The organism is Streptomyces sp. NPDC006326 (assembly GCF_040612915.1).
Classification (GTDB): Bacteria; Actinomycetota; Actinomycetes; order Streptomycetales; family Streptomycetaceae; genus Streptomyces.
Genome location: NZ_JBEXRC010000062.1, coordinates 18,553 through 35,403 on the forward strand (window position 1 = coordinate 18,553; position 16,851 = coordinate 35,403).

Sequence of the window (16,851 nt, forward strand, 5' to 3'; positions counted from 1 at the left end):
GTGCGACGGCGCCCCGTCACCGCGGTTGCGGGGACGGGGCGCCGTCGCGTGGCCGTCAGGCGGTGTGCGGCCCGGGGCCGTGCGGCTCCAGGAACTCAAGCCGGTTGCCGACCGGGTCCTCGGAGTGGAAGCGGCGGTGGCCCGGCAGGCCGTCGTCCCAGACGACCTTGGCGCCGCGCTGCTCCAGCCTGTCCGCGTACGCCTCGATGCCGGTCACCCGCAGGCCCGGGTGGGCTTTGCGGGCGGGCCGGAAGTCCTCCTCGACGCCCAGGTGCAGCTGTACGGGTCCGGCGGCGAACCAGCAGCCGCCGCGGGCGGCGAGGACGGGCGGTTTGGGGATCTCCGTCATGCCGAGGACGTGGGTGTAGTAGGCGCGCAGGAGGTCCTCGGAGCCGGGTGGCGCGGCGAGTTGGACGTGGTCGACTGCGGTCAGCATGCTCAGGGCTCCTTGCGTGCGACGGCGAAGATGCGCCGGAAGGGGAAGACGGTGCCGCGCGGTCCCGGCGGGTAGGCGGCGCGCAGCAGGTCCCGGTACTCGGCGAGGAAGGCGTCGGCGGCGTCCTTGTCGTCGCCGAGGGCGGTCAGGACGGGCCGCAGGGCGGTGCCCTTGACCCAGTCGAGTACGGGGTCGGGGCCGGACAGCATCTGGTAGTAGGTCGTCTCCCACGTGTCGGCGGCGCAGCCCAGCTCGGTGAAGCGGGCGAGGTATTCGGCAGGTTCGAGGATGTGGATGTAACGGGCGCCGTGGCCGGCCAGGCGGCCCCGCCAGCGCGGGGTGTCGCAGAGTTCGGCGAGGAGGGCGTGGCTGGGGGCGGTGAAGTTGCCGGGGATCTGGAAGGCGAAGGTGCCGCCGGGGCGCAGTCCGTTGATCCAGGCGGCGAAGGAGCCGGGGTGGCTGGGGACCCATTGGAGGGCGGCGTTGGAGACGATCAGGTCGTAGGGCTCCTCGGGGAGCCAGCCGGCGAGGTCGGCGTGGCGGAAGTCGAGGCTGCCGCCGCCGGGGGTGGGGCCGGCGTGTTCCTCGGTGGCGCGCAGCAGCATGTCCGGGGAGAGGTCGAAGCCGGTGATGCGGGCCCCGGGCCAGCGGTCGGCGAGGAGGGCGGTGACGTTGCCCGGGCCGCAGCCGAGGTCGGCGATGCGGGCGGGGACGGTGGGGAGTTCCGGTATGCGGCTCAGGAGGTCGAGGAAGGGCCGGGTGCGGTGTCCGGCGTGCCGGAGGTACTGCTGGGGGTCCCAGGTGGGCGCGGCGTGGGTGGTGGCCGTGGGGATCCGGGCCGACGCGATATCGGAATGCATGTTCGAGCCTCCCTGCTGGCGGGGCGGGTGGAAGCGGAAGCGGTTCCGGCCCCCTCCATGCCCATCGTCAGCCAAAATATATCTTGATGTCAAGATTCATGTTTTCAAGATATGCATCATCGAGATCCTTAATCTGAAGAGACTTCACATCGACAGACCCCTTACACTGATCGGCATGGAGGACGAGGTCGACCGATTGGTCGCGGCATGGCGGCGGGAGCGCCCTGACCTCGACGTGGAACCGCTCGAAGTGCTGAGCCGCGTCAGCAGGCTGGCCCGGCATCTCGACCGCGCCCGCAGGCTCGCCTTCTCCGAGCACGGCCTGGAGCCTTGGGAGTTCGACGTCCTGACCTCCCTGCGGCGCGCCGGCGCGCCCTACCAGCTCTCCCCCGGCCAGCTGCTGACCCAGACCCTCGTCACCTCCGGCACCATGACCAACCGCATCGACCGGCTGGCCAAGAAGGGCCTCGTCGAACGGCTGCCCGACCCCAACGACCGGCGGGGGGTCCTCGTCCGCCTGACGCCCGAGGGCCGCGACCGCGCCGACGAGGCGCTCGCCGGCCTGCTGGCCCAGGAACGGGCGATCCTGGCCCAGCTCTCCCGGGCCGAGCGCGGCGATCTCGCGGGACTGCTACGCCAGTTGACCGCTCCGTTCGACAACATCCCCGGCTAGCTCCGCCGGCCGGACGCCCGCCCGCCGGGCCAGCGCCACCGCCGCGAGCGTGGAGTGCACCCCCAGCTTGCCCAGGACGTTCTGCATGTGGGTGCGGACGGTGTGCGGGGACAGGAACAGCCGCGCGGCCACGTCCTTGCGGCCCAGCCCCGCCACCATGCAGCGCAGCACCTCGTGCTCGCGCGGCGTGAGGGACTCCACGAGCCGCTCGCTGTCACTGCGGTGCTTGCGCGCGGCCGTCAGCTCGCGCAGCACCCCCGTCAGCAGCGCGGGCGGCAAGTGGGTCTCCTCGCGCAGCACGCCCCGGACGACGGCCAGCAGCCGCGAGAGCGAGCAGTCCTTGGCCACCCAGCCGGAGGCCCCCGCCTGCAGGGCGAGCGCCGCCCGGCGCGGATCGTCGCGCTCGGCCAGCACCACGGTGCGCACCCCCGGGTGGGAAGCCCGCACCCCCGCGACCAGCGCGATCCCGTCCGGTCCGGGCGCGCCGGGCGGCAGCGGACCGGAGCCCGACTCGCGCTGCGCGGGCACGGGGCCCCCGGCGGCGGCGCCGAGGTCGGCATCGACCAGCAGGACGTCGAAGCGGCGGCCCTCCGCCACCGCGCGTTCGAGGCAGCGCAGCGCGGCGGGGCCGCTGCCGGCCGCGGACACGTCCACGTCGGGCTCGGCCGCGAGCGCGGCGGCGAGCGATTCGGCGAAGATGCGGTGATCGTCGACCACGAGAACCCGGATACGAACCACAAAACCCCCAAGGGTCGGGGAACGGACGGACGACTGCGGGTACGGCGCCCGGACCGGGTGATCCGCAGCTGCCGCGGCCGCCGCCGAGACACCTCTGCACTACCCCGGACCGGACGCCGTACCCGGCGTGTCTCGACCCCTGAAACAACACCGGCCCCCACCGGTGTCACGCATCAGCGTAGAGCGGGTCCCGCCTCGCGGTTGGCCGAATAGCAGAAGTTTTCCCCGCGATTTTCCGGCTCGAACCTGCCGAACGGGCATGTCCGTGGCCTGAATTCGATGTCGCGGTGGCCCGTATGGGAGCCGGAGCCGGGGAGCGTGCCACCGGCAGGTGCGCGGGGTCCGGTTCACCCGGCGTGTGCACGCCGGGCGCCCGCGCACTGCGCCCGCCCGCGGCGCTGGCCGCCCTGCGCGCGCCCCTGGCGCAGCGCCCGTACGGACCGCACGCCCCGCCGGGCGGCCGCACGCACCGCGCCCCCCGCACCGGTGCGGTGCGGGGGGCGCGGTGAGCGGGTGCGGCGCGGGAGGTCAGGAATGGTGGGCGCGGGTGAAGTTCCAGGCGTCCGTGATGATGCCGGTGAGGTCGGCGCGGGCCGGGGTCCAGCCGAGCCTCTCGTGCGCCCGGCGCGCCGAGGCGACGAGGACGGCGGGGTCGCCGGCCCGGCGCGGGGCGACGACCTCCGGGATCTCCTTGCCGGTGACCTTGCGGACGGTCTCGATGACCTCGCGGACCGAGAAGCCGTTGCCGTTGCCGAGGTTGCAGATCAGGTGCTCGCCCGGGGTGGCGGCGCGCAGCGCGGCCAGGTGGGCCTCCGCGAGGTCGGCGACGTGGATGTAGTCGCGTACGCACGTGCCGTCCGCGGTCGGGTAGTCCTCGCCGAACACCGAGATCGACTCGCGCCGGCCCAGGGCGACCTGGAGCACCAGCGGGATCAGGTGGGTCTCGGGGTCGTGGCGCTCGCCGAACTCCCCGTACGCCCCCGCCACGTTGAAGTAGCGCAGCGACACCGCCGCCACCCCGTGCGCCGTGCACTCGCCGGCGATCATGTGGTCGACGGCCAGCTTCGAGGCGCCGTAGGGGTTGGTGGGCTTGGTGACCGAGTCCTCGGTGAGCAGGCCCTCGGTGGGCTCGCCGTAGGTGGCGGCGGTGGAGGAGAACACGAGGGTGCGCACGCCGGCCGAGCGCATCGCGGCCAGCAGGGCGAGGGTGCCGCCCACGTTGTTGTCCCAGTACTTGCCCGGGTTCACGACGGACTCGCCGACCTGGGAGGAGGCCGCGAAGTGCAGGACGCCGTCGTAGGAGGAGTCGAGGTACTTCTCGGCGTCCTGGATGCGGCCCTCGATGAAGGCGGCGCCGGCGGGGACGCTCGCGCGGAAGCCGGTGGACAGGTCGTCGAGGACGGTGACCTCGTGCCCGGCCTCCAGGAGGTGGGCCGCCACGACGCTGCCGACGTATCCGGCGCCGCCGGTGACCATGTACTTGGAAGACGCCGTCTCACTCACTCGCCTACTACCTCTCCGAGGGGAACGCACGCGCCGTGCGTGCGCGTGCCGGTCACTGGCTTACCGGATTGTGGCCCTCCGGGGAAATCGGCGGCTCTTTCACTCCGGCGCGGAGGCCGCCCGCGGGAGGACCACCCGGTCCAGCAGACCCGTCCGGGCGGCCAGGGCGGCCGCCTCCAGCCGCGAGCCGACCCCCAGCTTCATGAGCACCCGCTGCACGTGCGTACGGGCCGTGCTCGGGGCGATCTCCATGCCCGCGGCGATGAGCCGGGTGTCCTCGCCCTCGGCGACCCGCAGCAGGACCTCCACCTCGCGCGGGGTGAGCAGCCGCAGCAGCCGGCTGCCCTCGTCGTCGGGCTGGGCGGCGGGGTTCAGCAGCTCGGCGAAGGCGCCCTGGAGCAGCTGCGGGGAGACGGCCGCCTCCCCCGCCCGGGCCTTGGCCAGCGCCCGCTCCACCCCTTCGATCCGCTCGTCGTGGCGTACGTACCCGCACGCCCCGGCGGCGAAGGCGGCCGCGATCCCGCGCGGGCTGGGCACGGGGCCCAGGACGACGACGGCGATCTGCGGGCGCTCCCGCTTGATGCGGACCACCGGTTCGAAGACGCCGGGCTCGGCGGGCGTGGCGGTGCCGAGCAGGCACACCTCCGGCGACCGGCTGATGACCAGTTCGGCGGCGCCCGCGGCGGGCGCGGCCGCGGCGAGCACCCGGTGCCCGCGCAGTTTCAGTGCAGAGGCCAGTGCCTCGGCCAGCAGCCGGTGCTCGTCGACCACCATGACCCGTACGCCCATTGGGCACCCACCCCCGACCCTTCTGCCCCGGCAAGCTACACGCTTGTTCGACGGTGCGCGGGGGATACCGCGCGAAAGCCCCCGGAAGGCGGACCTTCCGGGGGCTCGGCCGACTGCGCGGGCGACCGCGTGAGCGGCCGCCGGTCAGCTGGCGGTGAAGGAGACGAAGAGGAACTCCGGGTCGCTCGTCGCCGAGTACGGCTTGCGGGCCGTCGTCCGGGAGATGAAGAGCTTGCCGTTGTGGTAGCGGTACTCGGAGTACTCCGGGGAGAAGGCGGTCTCGGCGCGCTGGCTCGCCTTGTCCGCGGGGTTCTCCATCAGGAGGGTCTCCTTCATCGTCGTGCCGTCGATGCTGACGACCTGGCCGCCCTTGTCGTACGGGGGCTCCTTGTAGGCGATGATGTTCGACCCGTCCATGCGCAGCGGCCACATGGTGTACCGCTCGCCCGCGTCGGCGCGGTCGGTGGTCTGCTTGCCGGTCTCCAGGTCGAAGGAGAGCACCTCGTTGGTGCGGCCGACCGCGGCCTGGCCCTGGTGTTCGTAGGAGGGCAGGTAGACCTTGCCGTTGCCGACGACGAAGCCGCTGCACTTCTCGACCTCGGTGGCCCCGCACTTGGCGGCGAAGTTGCCGGAGGCGAGCGAGATGCGGGACTTCAGCTCGCCCTTGGCGTCGACGACGAACAGGTCGCTGACGCCGGTGGCGTTCTTCGCCGTCTTGCCGACGTCGGCGGCGACGACGAGGGGCTTGGTGGAGATGATGGAGGCCCACTCGATGCCGGGCGAGAGCTTGTAGGAGGCCGTGGGGGCGCCGGTGGCCGGGTCCAGGGTCTGCGCGACGAGCGTCTGGCTGCCGCTGCGGCCGCACTTGCGGATCACGCCGAGGGCCTCGCCGCCCGCGTAGCCCATGTCGTAGCAGCCTTCACCGTCGACCTTCGGGGTCCACAGGGACTTGCCGTCGGCGAGGTTCCAGGCGGCGCCGCCGCTGGTGCCGCCCGCGGCGACGGTCTGGCCGCTGATGGTGACCTCGTAGTAGGTGGCGGGCTTGTCGCCGGTGGTGGCGCCCTTGGCGTTGCCGGACCAGACGAGCTTGCCGGTGTTCAGGTCGATGACGCCGACCTCGGTGCACGGCGGGTACTTGTTCTCGGGGGTGGACTGGGCCGGGCGGAACAGCACCGCGGTCTTGTTGTCGGTGATGTGCTTGGTGGCGGCGCAGACCTCGCCGGGGAACGGCAGTTCCCACTTCTTGCCGCCGTCGACGAGGTTGTAGCCGACGACCTTGGCGACATCGGTCTTGATGTAGGTGGTGTCGGTGAGCCAGGAGCCCGCCACGCCGACGACGTCCTCGGGCGTCGGGTTCGGCTGGTTGTACAGCGGCTTCGACTTCGGGTTGGAGGGGACCTTCTCCGAGCCGGGCGTGCCGCCGGCCGGCTTGTCGCCGCCGGGGCTGCCGCTGGCGCTGGGCCGGGCGGAGCCGCCGCCGTCGTCACCCGAGACGTACCAGAAGCCGCCGCCGATGATCAGGACGATGGCCAGCAGGGCCGCGCCGACGATCATCAGCTGGGTGCGCTTGTCGCCGCCGCCCGCGGGGGCCGCGGGCGGCTGGGCGGCGTACGTCGGCGCCTGCTGGGGCGGGTAGGCGTAGCCCTGCTGGGGGTATCCGTACGCCGGCTGCCCGGCCGGGGCCTGAGGCTGCCCGGCGGGGGCCGCGGGCGGCGCGGCCGGTACGGTCGGCGGCTCGGCCGGCGGCTGCGGGGGCCCCGGCGGTGCGGGCGGCACCGGCGGCGGCGCTCCGAAGCCCCCGGGGGGCGGATCCTGCGGGGCGCCGAAGCCGCCGGCGGGCGGCTGGGGCGGGGGCGGCGGGGTACTCATGGGTTGCTAAGCCTCTCGGTGGGCGGCTCGGTGGACGCGTTCACTTGCCGAAGACCATCAGGAGCTTCTCGTCCTTGCCCTTGGCGAGCAGGCGGGAGGCGGAGATGTACAGCCGGCCGCCGGCGTAGTCGACCTTCGGGGCGTAGAAGGAGCTCTCGATCGGCGCGGCGGCGCCCGAGGGGTTGCGCAGCAGCGCGGTGGGCTGTCCGCCTGCGGCGGGGATCGAGACGACCTCGCCGCCCTGGTCCTGCTCCGCGTGGCGGTAGGCGATCAGCTGCCCGTTCGCGGCGCCCAGCGGGGTGAGGGTGCGCTTGTCCCCGGCGGGGGTGCGCCACTTGACCTTGCCGGTGCCCAGGTCGAAGGCGACGATCTCGTTGGCCTTGCCGGGCTCCGCGACGGTCGGCAGGTAGAGGGTGTTCGCGTCGACGGCGGTGTTGGAGCAGACCTCGACGGACCGGAAGAGGCCGCCGCTGCAACTGGTGGCGAAGCTGCCTTCGCCGCTGACGGTGGTGCGCTGCTTGCCGTCGGGTCCGAGGACCACGATGGAGCGTTCCTTCTTGTCCTCGTTGCCGACGTCGAGGACGAGCGGGTCCAGCGAGTAGACGGCGGTGACCTTGTACTTGGCGGGGAGCCGGTAGGTCCAGGTCTTCTTGCCGGTGACCGGGTCGGCGTCGGAGACCTCGGCGGTCATGTCGTCGTCGTAGCAGGTGGAGATGGCGATCATCTTGCCGTTGTGGGCGACGTAGGAGTCGGGCTTGCAGCCCTCGGCCGTGGCGCTGCCGAACAGTTTGTCGCCGGTGCTGACCTTGAAGGCGCTGGCCGTGCCGCTGCGGCTGACGGCGACGATGTCGCCGGTGATGCCGAGGCTGGGGCTGGTCATGATGTCGAAGAGGCCCTCTTTGGGCACCTCCTTCGTCCAGCCCTCCTTGCCGGACTTGAGGTCGACCTGGCGCATCTGGCTGCAGCTGGCGCTGTCGCCCTCGCCGTCCTTGAACATGACGACGGTCTTGGCTTCGGCGGTGGTCTGGCGGGTGACGGCGCAGATCGGCGTGGGGAAGGCGAGCGTCCACTTCTCCTTGCCGTCGGTGGCGCCGTAGGCGGTGAGGTTCTTCCAGACGCTCTTGACGACGGTGTCGCCGACGACCCACTGGCCTTCGGAGTCCACGCCGAGGCCGGGTCCGTCGACCTTGGCGGTCTTCAGCCACAGGACCTTGTCCTCGCCCTGCTTGCGGCCGGCGTTGAGGTCCTCGTCGGCCTTCGAGCCGTTGCCGCTGCCGTCGCCGGTGTCGGCGGAGGCGGACGGCTTGTCGTCGCCGGGTCCCGGGCCCTGCGCGACGGGCTTCTTCGGGTCCTTGCCGTCGCCGCCCGCGAAGGCGAGGTACGCGCCCGCGCCGAGGACGAGCACGCCGGCGGCGGCCGCGGCGATGATGACGGCCATCCGCTTCTTCGGCGGCATGCCCTGGCCCTGCGGGGCGCCGGGTGGCGGATAGCCGTAGCCGCCCGGGGGCGTGGCCGGCTGGGGTCCCCAACCGGGCTGGTGCATGGGCTGGGTGGGAGGCTGCTGGGCGTACGGGTTCTCGCCCTGCGGCGGGTGGCCGTAGCCGGGTGCGGACTGCGGCGGGCCGGGCAGGTGACCGTAACCGGACGGCGGGGGCGGCTGGTTCGGCGGCTGGGGCGGCTCGGTCATCAGCGCATACCTTCGGCGTCGGGTGATCGTGGAGGATCACCTTTGTATCACTGACGCCGTCCCTACATCGGGCCGGTCCCGCCCCTGTTCCCAAGGGAGGACCGGCCCGTGACAACGCTGTTATCGGGCCGGGGAACTACGCCTCCTCGGCCAGTTCCAGCCAGCGCATCTCCAACTCGTCCCGCTCCGAGATGAGTTCGCGCAGCTCCGCGTCGAGCTTGGCCACCTTGTCGAAGTCGGTGGCGTGCTCGGCGATCTGGGCGTGCAGATTGCTCTCGCGGTCCGACATCTTGTTGAGCTGCCGCTCGATCTTCGCCAGTTCCTTCTTCGCGAGGCGGGAGTCGCCGGAGGACGTCGACTTGGGGGCGGCGGGGGCGGGTGCCGGGGCGGCCGCCTCGATCATCTTCCGGCGGCGCTCCAGGTACTCGTCGAGCCCGCGCGGCAGCATCCGCAGCGTGGCGTCGCCGAGCAGGGCCATCACCGTGTCGGTGGTGCGCTCGATGAAGAACCGGTCGTGGGAGATCACGATCATCGAGCCGGGCCAGCCGTCGAGGAGGTCCTCCAGCTGGGTGAGGGTCTCGATGTCGAGGTCGTTGGTGGGCTCGTCGAGGAACAGGACGTTGGGCTCGTCCATCAGCAGCCGCAGGATCTGCAGGCGGCGGCGCTCACCGCCGGAGAGGTCGCCGACGGGCGTCCACTGCTTCTCCTTGGTGAAGCCGAACTGCTCGCACAGCTGACCGGCGGTCATCTCGCGGCCCTTGCCGAGGTCGACCCGGTCCCGTACGCGCTGCACGGCCTCCAGGACGCGCAGGGACGGGTCGAGTTCGCCGACCTCCTGGGAGAGGTAGGCGAGCTTGACGGTCTTGCCGACGGTGACGGTGCCGGCGACGGGCTGGACATCGCCCTGGGTGCGGGCGGCTTCGGCGAGGGCGCGCAGCAGGGAGGTCTTGCCGGCGCCGTTGACGCCGACGAGGCCGACGCGGTCGCCGGGGCCGAGGTGCCAGGTGAGCTGCTTGAGCAGGATCTTCGGGCCGGCCTGGACGGTGACGTTCTCCAGGTCGAACACGGTCTTGCCGAGGCGGGCGTTGGCGAAGCGCATCAGCTCGGACTTGTCGCGCGGCGGCGGCACGTCGGCGATGAGCTCGTTGGCGGCCTCGATGCGGTAGCGGGGCTTGGAGGTCCGGGCGGGGGCGCCGCGGCGCAGCCAGGCCAGCTCCTTGCGCATCAGGTTCTGCCGCTTGGTCTCCTCGGTGGCGGCGATCCGCTCGCGTTCGGCGCGGGCGAAGACGTAGTCGCTGTAGCCGCCTTCGTACTCGTAGACGGCGCCGCGCTGGACGTCCCACATGCGGGTGCAGACCTGGTCGAGGAACCAGCGGTCGTGGGTGACGCACACGAGGGCGGAGCGCCGCTCCTGCAGGTGGCGGGCCAGCCAGGCGATGCCCTCGACGTCGAGGTGGTTGGTGGGCTCGTCGAGGACGAGCAGGTCCTGGTCGGCGATGAGCAGCTTGGCGAGCGCGATGCGGCGGCGCTCGCCGCCGGAGAGCGGGCCGATGACGGTGTCGAGGCCCTGGGCGAAGCCGGGCAGGTCGAGGCCGCCGAAGAGGCCGGTCAGGATGTCGCGGATCCTGGCGTTGCCGGCCCACTCGTGGTCGGCCATGTCCCGGATCATCTCGTGGCGGATGGTGGCCGCGGGGTCGAGGGAGTCGTGCTGGGTGAGGACGCCCATGCGCAGGCCGCCGCTCTGGGTGACCCGGCCGGTGTCGGGTTCCTCCAGTTTGGCGAGCATGCGGATCAGGGTGGTCTTGCCGTCGCCGTTGCGGCCCACGACACCGATCCGGTCTCCCTCGGACACGCCGAGGGAGATGCCGTCGAGCAGGGCACGGGTTCCGTACACCTTGCTGACTGCCTCGACATTGACCAGATTGACGGCCATCAGACGCACTCCAGGTGGGGGTCCTCCCGGTCCGGGACCGGGGGGAAAATGTGGATCAGCCCCCCAGCCTAACCCTCCGGGCCGGGCCGCAAGGCGCCGCGGGCGGCCCGGCGACGGGGGAGGCTAGGGCAGGACCACCGCTCCGGGGGACGGGCTGGTGGCCACCCGGGTGGTGCGGCAGGTGCCGGAGGCTTCGAGGGCCGCCGCCACCTTCAGGGCCGCTTCGGGATCGCGGACCAGGAACGCGGTGGTGGGGCCGGAGCCGGAGACCAGCCCGGCCAGGGCGCCCGCCTCCGTGCCCGCGGCCAGGGTCTGCGCCAGCTGGGGGCGCAGCGACAGCGCGGCCGGCTGGAGGTCGTTGGCCAGGGTGGCGGCGAGGGCGTCCGCGTCGCCGGAGGCCAGGGCCGCCAGCAGGGCCGGCGAGGCCTCGGGCGCCGGGAGCTCCCGGTCCGCGGTGAGCCGGTCGAACTCCCGGAACACCGCCGGGGTGGACAGGCCGCCGTCGGCCACGGCGAACACCCAGTGGAAGGAGCCCGCCTCGACCGGGGTCAGCAGCTCCCCGCGCCCGGTGCCCAGGGCGGCGCCGCCGACCAGGCTGAACGGCACGTCGCTGCCGAGCTCGGCGCAGATGTCCAGGAGGTCCTGGACGGGGGTGTCCAGTCCCCACAGGGTGTCGCAGGCCAGCAGGGCCGCCGCGCCGTCGGCGCTGCCGCCGGCCATGCCTCCGGCGACGGGGATGTTCTTCGCGATGTGCAGGTGGACGTCGGGGGTCAGGCCGGCCCGGGCGGCCAGGAGCTCCGCGGCCCGCGCCGCCAGGTTCGTGCGGTCCAGCGGGACCTGGTCGGCGTCCGGTCCGGCGCAGCTGACGGTGAGGCCCTCGGACGGGGTGGCGGTCACCTCGTCGTGGAGGGACACCGCGAGGAAGACGTTGGCGAGGTCGTGGAACCCGTCGGGCCGGGCCGCGCCGACCGCCAGCTGGACGTTGACCTTCGCGGGGACCCGTACGGTGACCCCGGCGCGCACGCCCGCGCTCACAGCGCCGGCCTTTCGGCGGCGGGCTTGTGCTCGGCGATCGCCGCGAACTCCTCGACGGTGAGGGATTCCCCGCGTGCCTGCGGGGAGATCCCGGCGGCGACGAGCGCCGCCTCGGCGCCCGCCGCGGAACCGGCCCAGCCGGCCAGCGCGGCACGCAGCGTCTTGCGGCGCTGCGCGAAGGCCGCGTCGACGACCGCGAAGACCTCCGCCTTCGAGGCGGCCGTCTTGATCGGCTCGGCGCGCCGCACGAGCGAGACGAGACCGGAGTCCACGTTCGGCGCGGGCCAGAACACGTTGCGGCCGATCGCCCCGGCCCGCTTCACGTCCGCGTACCAGTTCGCCTTGACCGAGGGGACCCCGTACACCTTGTTGCCGGGCTTGGCGGCCAGCCGGTCGGCCACCTCCGCCTGGACCATGACGAGCGTGCGCTCGATGCTCGGGAAGCGGTCCAGCATGGTGAGCAGCACGGGTACGGCCACGTTGTAGGGGAGGTTCGCGACCAGTGCCGTGGGCGGCGGCCCCGGCAGTTCCTCCACCAGCATCGCGTCGGAGTGGACCAGTGCGAAGCGGTCCTTGCGCTGCGGCATCCGCGCCTCGATGGTGGCGGGCAGTGCCGCGGCCAGGACGTCGTCGATCTCGACGGCGGTGACCCGGTCCGCGGCCTCCAGGAGGGCGAGCGTCAGCGAGCCGAGCCCCGGCCCGACCTCGACGACGACGTCGTCGGGCCGTACCTCGGCGGTGCGCACGATGCGGCGGACCGTGTTGGCGTCGATGACGAAGTTCTGGCCCTTCTGCTTCGTGGGCCGTACGCCGAGTACGGCGGCCAGTTCCCGGATGTCGGCCGGGCCCAGGAGGGCGTCTGGGGTCGTGCTTTCAGGCTGCTGCTCTGCGGTGCTCACCGGTAAAGCCTACGGCCGCAGTGCGGCCACGGACTCGCCCCCCGCTGTACGTAGAGCTTCTTGGCCCGGTAGGTCTGCTCGGCGCCCGGTGCGTCCTGGGGGCGGCCGCTGCCGCCGAGGCTCTGCCAGGTGTGCACGTCGAACTGGTAGAGCCCGCCGTAGGTGCCGGACGCGTCGGTGGCGGTGGGGCGGCCGCCGGACTCGCACTGGGCCAGCGCCGCCCAGTCCAGGCCGTCCGCGCCCGCGACGGAGGTCGGAAGGGGTTTGGTGCCGACCTTGACCAGCTGGGTGACGGGCTCGCGGACGGTCTCCTCGGCGACCTGGCGGGGTTTTTGGCGGACGCCGTTGACGGTGCGCAGGACGTAGGTGACCCGGCGGGCGCCGGGGCGGCCGGCGCGTTCGACGACCTCGGTCCCGGCGAACAGGCTGTCGTCCTCGACCTTCTCGGTGGGGTACGGGATGCGTTCCTCGCGGACCTCGCGGGTGCCGGTGACGCGGAGGACGGTGACGGTCTGGCCGTCGCGGGGGAAGGAGGCGGGCGGGACGGAGGTGGTGTCCTGGCCGCGCAGGGTGATCCCGGCCTGGGCGAGGGCCTCCTGGACGGTGGCGGCGTTGGTGCGGATGGTGGTCTCCGTGCCGTCGGCCATGAAGGTGATGCTGCGTTCGGTGCGGACGGCGAGGGCGAGGCCGGTGCGGGGGACGGGGGCGGTGCGGGCGGTGGACAGGTAGGCGCCTTCGACGCGGATCCCGAACTGGCGCAGGGCGCCCTCGACGGTGCGGGCGGTGGTCCACACCTGGCGGCTCTGCCCGTCGAGCGTGAGGTTCAGGGGGCGCCCGTAGTGGACGACGACCTCGTCGCCGTCGTCGAGGGCGGCGTTTCTCGCGGGGGCGACGAGGTCGTGGGGGCCGACGCCCAGTCCTTCGGCGGCGAGGAGTTCGCCGACGTCGTCGGCGAAGGTGTGCAGGGTCCTGGGCTGCCCGTCGACGGTGAGCCGTACGGACTTGTCGGCGGCGACGAAGGCGGTGGTGCCGCCTGCGAGGACGGCGACGACGAGCGCCTGCGGAACGATCCGCCGCCAGTTGTCCCGCCCCGTGGCCGCTGCGACCGCGGCTCCCGCGACCGCCGCTCCCGCTGCTGCGGCTTCTGCCGGGGCGGCCCCGTCGCGCCGCCGTCTCCCGGTGCCGGGCTGGCCGGGGACGGGGTCGCCGATGCGGCGCCGCCCGGTGCCGGGCCCGGCGGGGGCGGGCCCGTAGCCGGACCCGTAGGCGGCCGGTCCGGCCCCGGCGGGGGACTCGGGCCCGCGGCGCCGCCCGGTGCCGGGCCCGGCGGGGGCGTACGGCCGGTCCGGCCCCGAGGGGGCTTCGGCGGGCGCCCTGCGGCGCCTGCCGCCCCGCCGCTCGCCGGGGCGGGGCGCCGGCACTCCGGGCTCGGCCCCGCCCTGCCGAGGCTCCGGCTCAGGCTCGGGAGCCGCGGGGAGGTCCCCGGCCGGCTCGGGCCACGGCGCGGGAGCCGGGGCGGGGCCGGGTTCGGGCCACGGGCGGGGGGCCTGGGCGGCCGGATCCGGTACCGGGTCCGGGCCCGGCCAGGGCAGGGGCTGCGCCGGCTCCGGGTCCGGCCGGAACAGGCGCGGATCGGACTCGCGTACGTACACCCCGGTGAAAGGAATCTCGCTCACGACGCTCGCTCCACTGGTCCGGCCCCATCGGTTCGGGCACGGCACCCTAGCGGAGCTTCGTCACTCACCCAAGCCGGGCGGCTACGCAGTGTGCCGAACGGCGCGGCCGGGTTCAGTAGCCGAAGGCCCGCGCGGTGTTCGCCGCCAGGGCCGTGGCCATCGCGTCCTCGTCGATCCCGCGGACCGCGGCCATCGCCCGCACCGTCAGCGGAATGAGGTACGGCGCGTTGGGCCGTCCGCGGTACGGCGCCGGGGTCAGGTACGGGGCGTCGGTCTCGACGAGCACCAGCTCCAGCGGGGCCACCGCGAGGGCGTCGCGCAGCGGCTGGGCGTTCTTGAAGGTGACGGTGCCCGCGAAGGACAGGTAGTAGCCGGCGGCGGCGCACTCCCGGGCCATGTCGGCGTCGCCGGAGTAGCAGTGGAACACCGTCCGCTCCGGGGCGCCCTCCTCGCGCAGGACCCGCAGCACGTCGGCGTGGGCCTCGCGGTCGTGGATGACCAGTGCCTTGCCCTGCCGTTTGGCGATCTCGATGTGAGCGCGGAAGGACCGCTCCTGCGCGGCCATCCCCTCGGGCCCGGTGCGGAAGTAGTCCAGCCCGGTTTCGCCGACGGCCTTCACGTGGTCCAGCCGTGCGAGTGCCTCGATCTCGGCCAGCGCCTCGTCGAGCGCGGCCTCACCGCCCCCGGCGCGCGCCCCCTGCCGGGACCATCCGTCGGGGTCCCCGTGCACGATGCGGGGCGCCTCGTTCGGGTGGAGGGCGACGGCGGCGTGGACGTTCTCGTACGCGGCGGCGGTCTCGGCCGCCCAGCGGGAGCCCTTCACGTCGCAGCCGACCTGGACGACCGTGGTCACGCCTACGGAGGCCGCCTTGCGCAGGCCCTCCTCGACGGTGCCGGCCTGCATGTCCAGGTGGGTGTGGGAGTCCGCCACCGCCACCCGGAGGGGCTCAGGCAGCGGCGGCGGTGCGTCCTTGGAGGCGTTGCTCATACGGCCGATCTTATGACCGGCCCCCTCGGCGCGCGGTCACCGGCGGAACAGGGCCGCCAGCCGGGAGAACCAGCCCCTGCGCTGCGCTGCGCCGTCGTCCACCGGCACCGGCCCGGGGGCGTCGTGCGTCGGGGCCTTGCGCTGCTTCGGGGCGCGCGGGACGTTCGCGCCGGCCGGCACGGGTCCGGCGATCCCCGGGGATATGCGGTGGTGGTAGAGCTTGTCGATCGTCCCGAGCACCGAGGAGACCTGGCCCTCGCGCATGATCCGCACCACGTGCCCGCCGCAGTTGTGGCAGGTCGGGTTCGACAGCGGGGAGGGGACCCGCTCGCCCTTGACCGTGTAGATGATGAAGGGCTGGCCCTTGCCGTCGACGTGGTGCTCGATCTCGTAGCCCTGCTCCCAGGCGTAGCCGCACTTCATGCACGCGAACGAGTACGCCTCGTGCACGGTGTGCACCCCGGGCGCGGTCGGCGTGGGCGATGCGGTCGGTGCGAGTGCGGGGGCCGGGGCGGGTGCCGAGGTGTCTGCGATCTCACTCATGCCAGCTCCTCTTGTTCCACTGGTGCCATTGCCAGTGGACGCCTCTTCGGGCGGGAGCGCATCAGGCCCTGTCCAGTGTTGGACGGTCTTTGGGCCAGTCATGTCTCAAAGCGGCCGGTGCGCGGTCTGAGCTTTGCTTTTCAGGTTAGCTCTTTACCGACCTACGGCATCTTTTGTGCCGCATTCTTTGCCGCGACCACAGCGTCGAAGACCTCGCGCTTGGGTACTCCGGCCTCGGCCGCGACCGCCGCGATGGCCTCCTTGCGCCGCTCGCCCGCCTCCTCGCGCACGCGTACCCTGCGCACCAGCTCCTCGGCGTCCACGTCGCCGGGTGCGGCCGCGGGGGCGCCCTCGACCACGACGGTGATCTCGCCGCGTACGCCCTCGGCGGCCCAGGCGGCCAGCTCGCCGAGCCCGCCGCGCTTGACCTCCTCGTACGTCTTGGTCAGCTCGCGGCACACGGCGGCCCGCCGGCCGGCGCCGAAGACCTCGGCCATGGCGGCGAGGGTGTCGTCGAGCCGGTGCGGGGCCTCGAAGTAGACGAGGGTGCGCCGCTCGCCCTCGACCTCGCGCAGCCGGCCGAGGCGCTCGCCCGCCTTGCGGGGCAGGAACCCCTCGAAGCAAAACCGGTCGACGGGCAGCCCGGACAGGGCGAGCGCGGTGAGCACCGCGGACGGCCCGGGGACGGCGGTGACCTTGATGTCCTGTTCCACGGCGGCGGCGACCAGCCGGTAGCCCGGGTCGGAGACCGAGGGCATGCCGGCGTCGGTGACCAGCAGTACGCGCTTGCCGTCGCGCAGCGCCTCGACCAGCTCGGGGGTGCGGGCCGACTCGTTGCCCTCGAAGTACGACACCACCCGCCCGGTGGTGTGTACGCCGAGCCCCTGGGTCAGCCTGCGCAGGCGCCGGGTGTCCTCGGCGGCGACCACGTCGGCCCGCTCCAGTTCGGCGGCGAGCCGGGGCGGGGCGTCGGCGAGGTCGCCGATCGGGGTGCCGGCGAGCACGAGCGTGCCCGTCAGGCCCGTCAGGCCTGCGGCCGTGGCTGCGGTGGCGGAGGTTTCGGGGCGGTGGGGCTGGTCAGTGGTCACCCGCCCATCCTCTCAGCCGTCCCGCCCGGGACGCATCACGTGGCGGGCGGCGCGCCGAGGGCGGTCGCGCCGTCCGCGTTGCGCTTGAACCAGATGTTCGGGAAGCCGAGGAAGCGGTGCCAGGCGACACCCAT

General features: G+C 73.3%; 16 protein-coding genes. 2 read left to right on the forward strand and 14 right to left on the reverse strand.

Annotated elements, in window-relative coordinates; translation table 11 throughout:
* Positions 1–55 precede the first annotated feature (55 nt).
* The gene (locus ABZ128_RS32230) at positions 56–436 is read right to left on the reverse strand and encodes a VOC family protein (RefSeq protein WP_356853039.1); all 381 of its coding nucleotides are present in this window, start codon (positions 434–436) and stop codon (positions 56–58) included.
* 2 nt (positions 437–438) lie between these two features.
* On the reverse strand, positions 439–1,296 hold the full coding sequence (locus tag ABZ128_RS32235) for a trans-aconitate 2-methyltransferase (protein ID WP_356853041.1): 858 nt from the start codon (positions 1,294–1,296) through the stop codon (positions 439–441).
* A gap of 175 nt (positions 1,297–1,471) precedes the next feature.
* Here ABZ128_RS32235 and ABZ128_RS32240 point away from each other — a divergent pair, with 175 nt between their 5' ends.
* Positions 1,472–1,969 (forward strand): MarR family transcriptional regulator, encoded by a 498-nt coding sequence (locus ABZ128_RS32240; protein ID WP_356853042.1) that lies wholly within the window; start codon positions 1,472–1,474, stop codon positions 1,967–1,969.
* On the opposite strand, the gene ABZ128_RS32245 is transcribed toward ABZ128_RS32240, so the two are convergent.
* The gene (locus tag ABZ128_RS32245) at positions 1,928–2,707 is read right to left on the reverse strand and encodes a response regulator transcription factor (protein WP_356853044.1); all 780 of its coding nucleotides are present in this window, start codon (positions 2,705–2,707) and stop codon (positions 1,928–1,930) included. The genes ABZ128_RS32240 and ABZ128_RS32245 overlap by 42 nt on opposite strands.
* A 287-nt stretch (positions 2,708–2,994) precedes the next feature.
* On the opposite strand from ABZ128_RS32245, the gene ABZ128_RS32250 reads away from it, so the two are divergent.
* The gene (locus ABZ128_RS32250) at positions 2,995–3,216 is read left to right on the forward strand and encodes a hypothetical protein (protein ID WP_356853045.1); all 222 of its coding nucleotides are present in this window, start codon (positions 2,995–2,997) and stop codon (positions 3,214–3,216) included.
* A 19-nt stretch (positions 3,217–3,235) separates the two neighbouring features.
* On the opposite strand, the gene galE is transcribed toward ABZ128_RS32250, so the two are convergent.
* From galE to rsmI, 11 genes are all read right to left on the reverse strand, one after another.
* A complete protein-coding gene (galE, locus tag ABZ128_RS32255) occupies positions 3,236–4,183 on the reverse strand; it encodes a UDP-glucose 4-epimerase GalE (protein WP_356853054.1) in 948 nt (315 codons plus the stop codon).
* A 126-nt stretch (positions 4,184–4,309) separates the two neighbouring features.
* A complete protein-coding gene (locus ABZ128_RS32260) occupies positions 4,310–4,999 on the reverse strand; it encodes a LuxR C-terminal-related transcriptional regulator (protein WP_356853046.1) in 690 nt (229 codons plus the stop codon).
* Between the two features lie 144 nt (positions 5,000–5,143).
* The gene (locus ABZ128_RS32265) at positions 5,144–6,868 is read right to left on the reverse strand and encodes a PQQ-binding-like beta-propeller repeat protein (RefSeq protein ID WP_356853047.1); all 1,725 of its coding nucleotides are present in this window, start codon (positions 6,866–6,868) and stop codon (positions 5,144–5,146) included.
* Between the two features lie 40 nt (positions 6,869–6,908).
* Positions 6,909–8,555, reverse strand: coding sequence for a PQQ-binding-like beta-propeller repeat protein (locus tag ABZ128_RS32270; RefSeq protein WP_356853048.1), 1,647 nt, complete (start codon positions 8,553–8,555; stop codon positions 6,909–6,911).
* A 136-nt stretch (positions 8,556–8,691) separates the two neighbouring features.
* Positions 8,692–10,488: an ABC-F family ATP-binding cassette domain-containing protein gene (locus tag ABZ128_RS32275; RefSeq protein ID WP_356853049.1), complete on the reverse strand. Its 1,797-nt coding sequence runs from the start codon at positions 10,486–10,488 to the stop codon at positions 8,692–8,694.
* A 123-nt stretch (positions 10,489–10,611) separates the two neighbouring features.
* Positions 10,612–11,511 carry a 4-(cytidine 5'-diphospho)-2-C-methyl-D-erythritol kinase gene (locus ABZ128_RS32280; RefSeq protein ID WP_356853056.1) on the reverse strand — a complete coding sequence of 300 codons (900 nt, stop codon included), beginning with the start codon at positions 11,509–11,511 and terminating at the stop codon, positions 10,612–10,614.
* An 8-nt stretch (positions 11,512–11,519) separates the two neighbouring features.
* Positions 11,520–12,422 (reverse strand): 16S rRNA (adenine(1518)-N(6)/adenine(1519)-N(6))-dimethyltransferase RsmA, encoded by a 903-nt coding sequence (rsmA, locus tag ABZ128_RS32285; protein ID WP_356853051.1) that lies wholly within the window; start codon positions 12,420–12,422, stop codon positions 11,520–11,522.
* The gene (locus tag ABZ128_RS32290) at positions 12,419–13,633 is read right to left on the reverse strand and encodes a ubiquitin-like domain-containing protein (RefSeq protein WP_356853057.1); all 1,215 of its coding nucleotides are present in this window, start codon (positions 13,631–13,633) and stop codon (positions 12,419–12,421) included. Before ABZ128_RS32290 ends, rsmA begins: the two co-directional genes overlap by 4 nt.
* A gap of 577 nt (positions 13,634–14,210) precedes the next feature.
* Entirely contained in the window at positions 14,211–15,086 is an 876-nt protein-coding gene (locus tag ABZ128_RS32295) for a TatD family hydrolase (protein ID WP_356853053.1), read from the reverse strand.
* A gap of 36 nt (positions 15,087–15,122) precedes the next feature.
* Complete coding sequence (locus ABZ128_RS32300) at positions 15,123–15,509, reverse strand: hypothetical protein (protein WP_356853059.1); 387 nt, start codon at positions 15,507–15,509, stop codon at positions 15,123–15,125.
* Positions 15,510–15,790: 281 nt separating this feature from the next.
* The gene (rsmI, locus tag ABZ128_RS32305) at positions 15,791–16,648 is read right to left on the reverse strand and encodes a 16S rRNA (cytidine(1402)-2'-O)-methyltransferase (protein ID WP_356853061.1); all 858 of its coding nucleotides are present in this window, start codon (positions 16,646–16,648) and stop codon (positions 15,791–15,793) included.
* Positions 16,649–16,851 lie beyond the last annotated feature (203 nt).

What these genes read in the sequence shown, in the direction of transcription:
- ABZ128_RS32260 (WP_356853046.1), bottom strand. Translation starts at nt 4,999, where the DNA reads ATGGGCGTACGGGTCATGGTGGTCGACGAGCACCGGCTGCTGGCCGAG.
- ABZ128_RS32275 (WP_356853049.1), bottom strand. Translation starts at nt 10,488, where the DNA reads ATGGCCGTCAATCTGGTCAATGTCGAGGCAGTCAGCAAGGTGTACGGA.
- ABZ128_RS32270 (WP_356853048.1), bottom strand. Translation starts at nt 8,555, where the DNA reads ATGACCGAGCCGCCCCAGCCGCCGAACCAGCCGCCCCCGCCGTCCGGT.
- ABZ128_RS32300 (WP_356853059.1), bottom strand. Translation starts at nt 15,509, where the DNA reads ATGAAGTGCGGCTACGCCTGGGAGCAGGGCTACGAGATCGAGCACCAC.
- ABZ128_RS32295 (WP_356853053.1), bottom strand. Translation starts at nt 15,086, where the DNA reads ATGAGCAACGCCTCCAAGGACGCACCGCCGCCGCTGCCTGAGCCCCTC.
- ABZ128_RS32265 (WP_356853047.1), bottom strand. Translation starts at nt 6,868, where the DNA reads ATGAGTACCCCGCCGCCCCCGCCCCAGCCGCCCGCCGGCGGCTTCGGC.
- ABZ128_RS32235 (WP_356853041.1), bottom strand. Translation starts at nt 1,296, where the DNA reads ATGCATTCCGATATCGCGTCGGCCCGGATCCCCACGGCCACCACCCAC.
- galE (WP_356853054.1), bottom strand. Translation starts at nt 4,183, where the DNA reads ATGGTCACCGGCGGCGCCGGATACGTCGGCAGCGTCGTGGCGGCCCAC.
- ABZ128_RS32230 (WP_356853039.1), bottom strand. Translation starts at nt 436, where the DNA reads ATGCTGACCGCAGTCGACCACGTCCAACTCGCCGCGCCACCCGGCTCC.
- ABZ128_RS32240 (WP_356853042.1), top strand. Translation starts at nt 1,472, where the DNA reads ATGGAGGACGAGGTCGACCGATTGGTCGCGGCATGGCGGCGGGAGCGC.